The organism is Maribacter sp. (genome assembly GCF_049667165.1).
GTDB lineage: Bacteria > Bacteroidota > Bacteroidia > Flavobacteriales > Flavobacteriaceae > Maribacter_A.
The window spans coordinates 1-4,488 of record NZ_JBATHS010000349.1 but is presented as its reverse complement, the minus strand read 5'-3'; the positions used below and the strand labels follow the sequence as shown (position 1 = coordinate 4,488).

Annotated in this window: 6 protein-coding genes; 1 reads left to right on the top strand and 5 read right to left on the bottom strand. The window is 40.3% G+C overall.

Features of this window, described 5'->3' with window-relative positions; genetic code table 11:
- From WBM98_RS16225 to WBM98_RS16205, 5 genes are all read right to left on the bottom strand, one after another.
- Positions 1–540, bottom strand: a complete 540-nt coding sequence (locus tag WBM98_RS16225; protein ID WP_424367068.1) for a DUF4252 domain-containing protein — start codon at positions 538–540, stop codon at positions 1–3.
- A gap of 78 nt (positions 541–618) precedes the next feature.
- Positions 619–1,170, bottom strand: coding sequence for a DUF4252 domain-containing protein (locus WBM98_RS16220; RefSeq protein ID WP_424367067.1), 552 nt, complete (start codon positions 1,168–1,170; stop codon positions 619–621).
- A gap of 108 nt (positions 1,171–1,278) precedes the next feature.
- Positions 1,279–1,824, bottom strand: a complete 546-nt coding sequence (locus WBM98_RS16215) for a DUF4252 domain-containing protein (RefSeq protein ID WP_424367066.1) — start codon at positions 1,822–1,824, stop codon at positions 1,279–1,281.
- 11 nt (positions 1,825–1,835) lie between these two features.
- Complete coding sequence (locus WBM98_RS16210) at positions 1,836–2,255, bottom strand: hypothetical protein (RefSeq protein ID WP_424367065.1); 420 nt, start codon at positions 2,253–2,255, stop codon at positions 1,836–1,838.
- Positions 2,242–2,751, bottom strand: coding sequence for an RNA polymerase sigma factor (locus WBM98_RS16205; protein ID WP_424367064.1), 510 nt, complete (start codon positions 2,749–2,751; stop codon positions 2,242–2,244). Before WBM98_RS16205 ends, WBM98_RS16210 begins: the two co-directional genes overlap by 14 nt.
- Before the next feature lie 233 nt (positions 2,752–2,984).
- On the opposite strand from WBM98_RS16205, the gene WBM98_RS16200 reads away from it, so the two are divergent.
- Positions 2,985–4,466, top strand: a complete 1,482-nt coding sequence (locus WBM98_RS16200; RefSeq protein ID WP_424367063.1) for a S41 family peptidase — start codon at positions 2,985–2,987, stop codon at positions 4,464–4,466.
- The last annotated feature ends 22 nt before the right edge of the window (positions 4,467–4,488 follow it).

The following is a 4,488-nucleotide window of genomic DNA, read 5'->3' as shown; positions in this document are numbered from 1 at the left end:
CTATCCTTTGATAAAATCGGCAATACTTTCCAAGCCTTCACCTTTATAGTCCGATTTTTGAATGGTCTTCATGAATTGGGCCAAGTTGGCCGGTTTCATATTGTTGCCCAATACACGGATCAACATAAATCCCTTTTCATCATTGTCCCCATAAACAATTACCTCATCGATGGTTTCATCATCACCGATATATTTAATGATTCCTTTCCCATACTTGGTGTTGAGTTTCATTAAATCAATAAATTGCTCATTTTGTAAAATCGCTTTTACATTGGCCTTTTCCGCTTCGAACTCCAGCGTATTGCTCTCATTCTTTTTAAAGGCCAATACATTCATTTTTTTCAAGGAGCTCAAGGCCTCCCTTTCGGCTTCGTTCAGATCGACCTTGTCCATGTTCAAAAGGCTCACAGGAAGATCTACCGACAGAAAATTGGAATTTTCCGAATGTTCCACAAAATACTCCTGAAGGCTCTGCTTCGAAGAACAACTGGTTCCCACTAAAAGTATGGCCATCAATAGTCCTTTAATTATATTTTTCATGTTGAATTTTTAAATGTATATATCCTAAATTACCAAAAAAAATCGACCGCTAGGGCAACCCGCAGCCGATTTTTGGACTTATTTCTTATGCTTCCCCACCTTGTTCAAATCATCGGGCAAGTCCATTTTTTTGGTCAAGGCCCCTATTTGGTTCAGGTCAATGTCTCCGGTCATGGAGACCAATACGGTTTCAAATTTTCTTCCATCAACGTCGAGATCCATTTTTTTCATTCCTGAAACGAACATCAGTAATTCAGTCACATGGTCTTTTCTTTTGCCGTTTTTTATATAAAACTTCACATTGACATCTTGATCCTTTACCCGCATCAATTCTTCCAAGGAAGCTGATTTTAGATACTTGCGCACGGTGGCTGACATTTCTTCGGCCACGGCTTTGTCCTCTGTAATAAAAACCTTTATCCCATGTATACCCTTTGCCATTTCAACAAAGTCCTTCGTTTCCTTATCATCCTCGAAGTTGCCTATTGAGGTCAGCAAATCTATCATACCCTTGTTAACGATTACGGAACCAACATGGTCCATGTCCTCGAATTTATCGAAAATGGACTGGGAGAATCCAGTTAAAGGTACTAGTAGGGCAAGTGCTAAAATTAAAGTGATTTTTTTCATGATTGTCGTTTTTTCAGCTACCTGATTAGGGGTAGTTTGATTAGTATTGATTGATGAAAGTGGTGGTTTGTGTGGTTACACGGACAAACCACCACCTAATTATTGTTCTTAATTCTTCTTACCTGCCTCATTCAATTCTGCGGGAAGGTTCATCTTTTTGGTAAGTGATCCTATTTTTCGCAAATCGATATCCCCGGTCAAGGAAAGCAGCACGGTTTCGAACTTTCTTCCGTTCACCTCCACATCGACCTTGTCTATTCCTGTAACGAACATCAATAGCTCACTCACATGGTTTTCGTCCTTACCTTCTTTGATATAGAACTTCACATTGGCATCTTTGTCCTTTACCCGCATGAGCTCTTCCAACTTGGCACTCTTTAGGTATTGGTTCATGGTTTTCATCATATCCCCCGAGATTCCCTTGTCTTCGGTAATAAAGACCTTCAGGTTCTTTAGGCTTTTGGCGATATCCATAAAATCCTTCGCTTCGGGGTCATCGACTTCGACGTCTATGTTCGACAGTAACCTGAACATACTCTGGTTGACCACTACGGCACTTACATTGTCTAGATCTTCATATTTATCGAAGGCCGACTGTGAAAAGCCAAGTGTAGGTAAAACTGCCAGTGCAATCAGTATAATAATATTCTTCATGATTTTAAGTATTAATTTTTATTGTAAATTTTTTGTTTCGCGTTTTCAAATTCATTTAAATAAGCCACCTTCTCTGTACCCCTGCTAAAATTATCGGCCAAAAGGGTCAATGCTTTTTTTGTTTCATTATAGGCATATTCGGCTTCTTTCTTTTTTTGGTACTCATTACCAAAATATATGCCAAAAAACAGGACGGCCATGGCGGCGATAGAGAGCCATGTATAATTGAACCTTTTGTTCCTTAGGGGCAATGTCTTGGTATACCGTTCTTCCTTGGCCTTTGAAAAATATTGGAACATTGGGGCATACTGCGCTAGATGTGTTGGGACACTTTCTTGTGAGAAATAGGTCCTAAGTTCCTTTTCCTCGGCTATTGAGGTGGTAGCCTCCAGGTATTTTTCCAATAATATTTCGATTCTATCCGATTCCATAACTATGTTTTTGTATTAATTTTTCCCTAACCGTTTTACGTGCCCTTGATAAAGCAACCCGTATGGCCGTTGGTTTCATATCCAATAATTCGCCTATTTCGTCAAAATCGTATTCCTCTACATCACGCAATTGCAATACCATTTTTTGTTGTTCGGGCAACTCCTCCATAATCCGTTCTACCCAATTCAAACTGTCCTTAACCTCGACTTGCTTTTGCAACGAAGCTGTATCATCGCCGTAGTTGCTATGCACCAGCTTTAAATTTCCTGCTTGTTTTGACTTTAACCGATCCAAACAAAAGTTCTTTGTCATCGTCATCGCAAAAGCTTCCACATTATTATACTTGCCAATATTTTCATTTTTTGACCACAACTTCATCAATATTTCCTGTGTCGCATCCTCAGCTTCCTCCCTAGAGACCAGCAAACGTTTTGCCAATCTATAGAGCTTATCCTTGAAAGGCATGACCACATTTAGAAATTCAGACTGCTTCATTCTATTGCTCAGTTGTTTGTTTTGTTCCTTATCGGTCTACAAAAGGAAGACGAGGTATAACGAATTTTGTTACAAATAATTTTTATTTCCTGTTATTGTCTTTAAATTGGGCATCCAAATAAAAAAAAGTTGCGTATATAGTTTATTCAAAAGTAGGTAAGTCCCCCATACCATTTTTCAATTTCTGGAATGATTGTTGCGGCTTTGCTCTACAAATTGCAAAAAGAAAATTTATGAAAAAGTATCTATTGGTATTCCTTTCCCTTGGAGTATTGTTAACGGCCTGCAAGAAAAGTGATGATGACCTTACCCCAGATCCGGGGATAAATCCGGATTCGAAAGAAGTAGCCGTTCAGGACTTTATGTGGAAAGCGATGAATTTCTGGTATTTTTGGCAGGCCGATGTACCCAATTTATCGGATACCAAATTTCCCAATACCACTGAAGGTGTCGAAGCCTATACAGCATTTTTGGCTTCTGAGAGTGATCCAGGCGTCTTTTTTGACGATATGCTCCTATTCAGTGAAGATCGCTTTAGCTTTTACTCGGATGACTACAAGGAACTGACACAGGCATTTGCCGGAATCTCTAAAAGTAACGGGCTTGAATACGGATTGATCAAATTCAGTGATAATAATGATGTCTTTGGATATGTTCGCTATATTATACCGAATTCGGATGCGTCTACAAAAGATATTGCCAGGGGAGACCTCTTTACCGGTGTTGACGGACTGACATTGAACGTCGATAATTATATTGACCTCTTATTTGGGGACAATGACACCTATACTTTGAACATGGCCGATATTGCGAACAACCAAGTTACCCCTAACGATAAGGAGGTCACCTTGACCAAAATGGAAGGCTTGGTAGAAAATCCGGTATTCCTATCCGAAACGTTTGAGATCGGAGGGGAGAAAATCGGGTATCTCGTGTATAATGGCTTTACCAATGAGTTTGATGAAGAGCTGAACAATGCCTTTGGGGATTTTAAGGCAGCCGGAGTAACCAATTTGATACTTGATCTTCGTTATAATCCCGGGGGATCGGTAAATTCGGCCCGTCTATTATCGAGTATGATCTATGGCACCCATACCGATCAATTATTCCTAAGACAACGTTGGAACAGTAAAATTCAAGGGGAATTGAGCGATTCACAACTCACGGATTACTTCGCGGCGAAAACCAGTGACGGCAGTGACATAAACACCCTTAACCTTTCCAAAGTGTATATTATTGCAACCAATGGCTCGGCCTCGGCAAGCGAATTGGTGCTTAACGGTCTAGCGCCCTATGTCGATGTGGTACATATTGGTGAAACCACACGTGGCAAGAATGAGTTCTCCTTGACTATGGTCGATGATTTTGAAGGCAGTTATATCTATAACCCGGAGCGTGAAAACCAGATCAATCCCGATAACCAATGGGCCATTCAACCCTTGGTAGGTCGAAACGAGAATGCCGATGGTTTTTCGGACTATACGTCAGGTTTGGTTCCTGACATTGTACTTGAGGAAGATCTTGAAAATTTAGGTTCTTGGGGAGACCTTAATGAACCCTTATTGGCCCGGGCCATTCAGGAGATTACCGGGGTCACCGGAAAACGAGGATTCGATGTTCAGATGCCGGTAAAGGAGCTGACTAACTCAAAAATGTTCTCAATACTTAAGGATAATATGGTGTTGGACAAGAAATTGGATCTCAGCATACAATAAACAGAAGACAACCACATATATA

What these genes read in the sequence shown, in the direction of transcription:
- WBM98_RS16225 (WP_424367068.1), bottom strand. Translation starts at nt 540, where the DNA reads ATGAAAAATATAATTAAAGGACTATTGATGGCCATACTTTTAGTGGGA.
- WBM98_RS16220 (WP_424367067.1), bottom strand. Translation starts at nt 1,170, where the DNA reads ATGAAAAAAATCACTTTAATTTTAGCACTTGCCCTACTAGTACCTTTA.
- WBM98_RS16215 (WP_424367066.1), bottom strand. Translation starts at nt 1,824, where the DNA reads ATGAAGAATATTATTATACTGATTGCACTGGCAGTTTTACCTACACTT.
- WBM98_RS16210 (WP_424367065.1), bottom strand. Translation starts at nt 2,255, where the DNA reads ATGGAATCGGATAGAATCGAAATATTATTGGAAAAATACCTGGAGGCT.
- WBM98_RS16205 (WP_424367064.1), bottom strand. Translation starts at nt 2,751, where the DNA reads ATGAAGCAGTCTGAATTTCTAAATGTGGTCATGCCTTTCAAGGATAAG.
- WBM98_RS16200 (WP_424367063.1), top strand. Translation starts at nt 2,985, where the DNA reads ATGAAAAAGTATCTATTGGTATTCCTTTCCCTTGGAGTATTGTTAACG.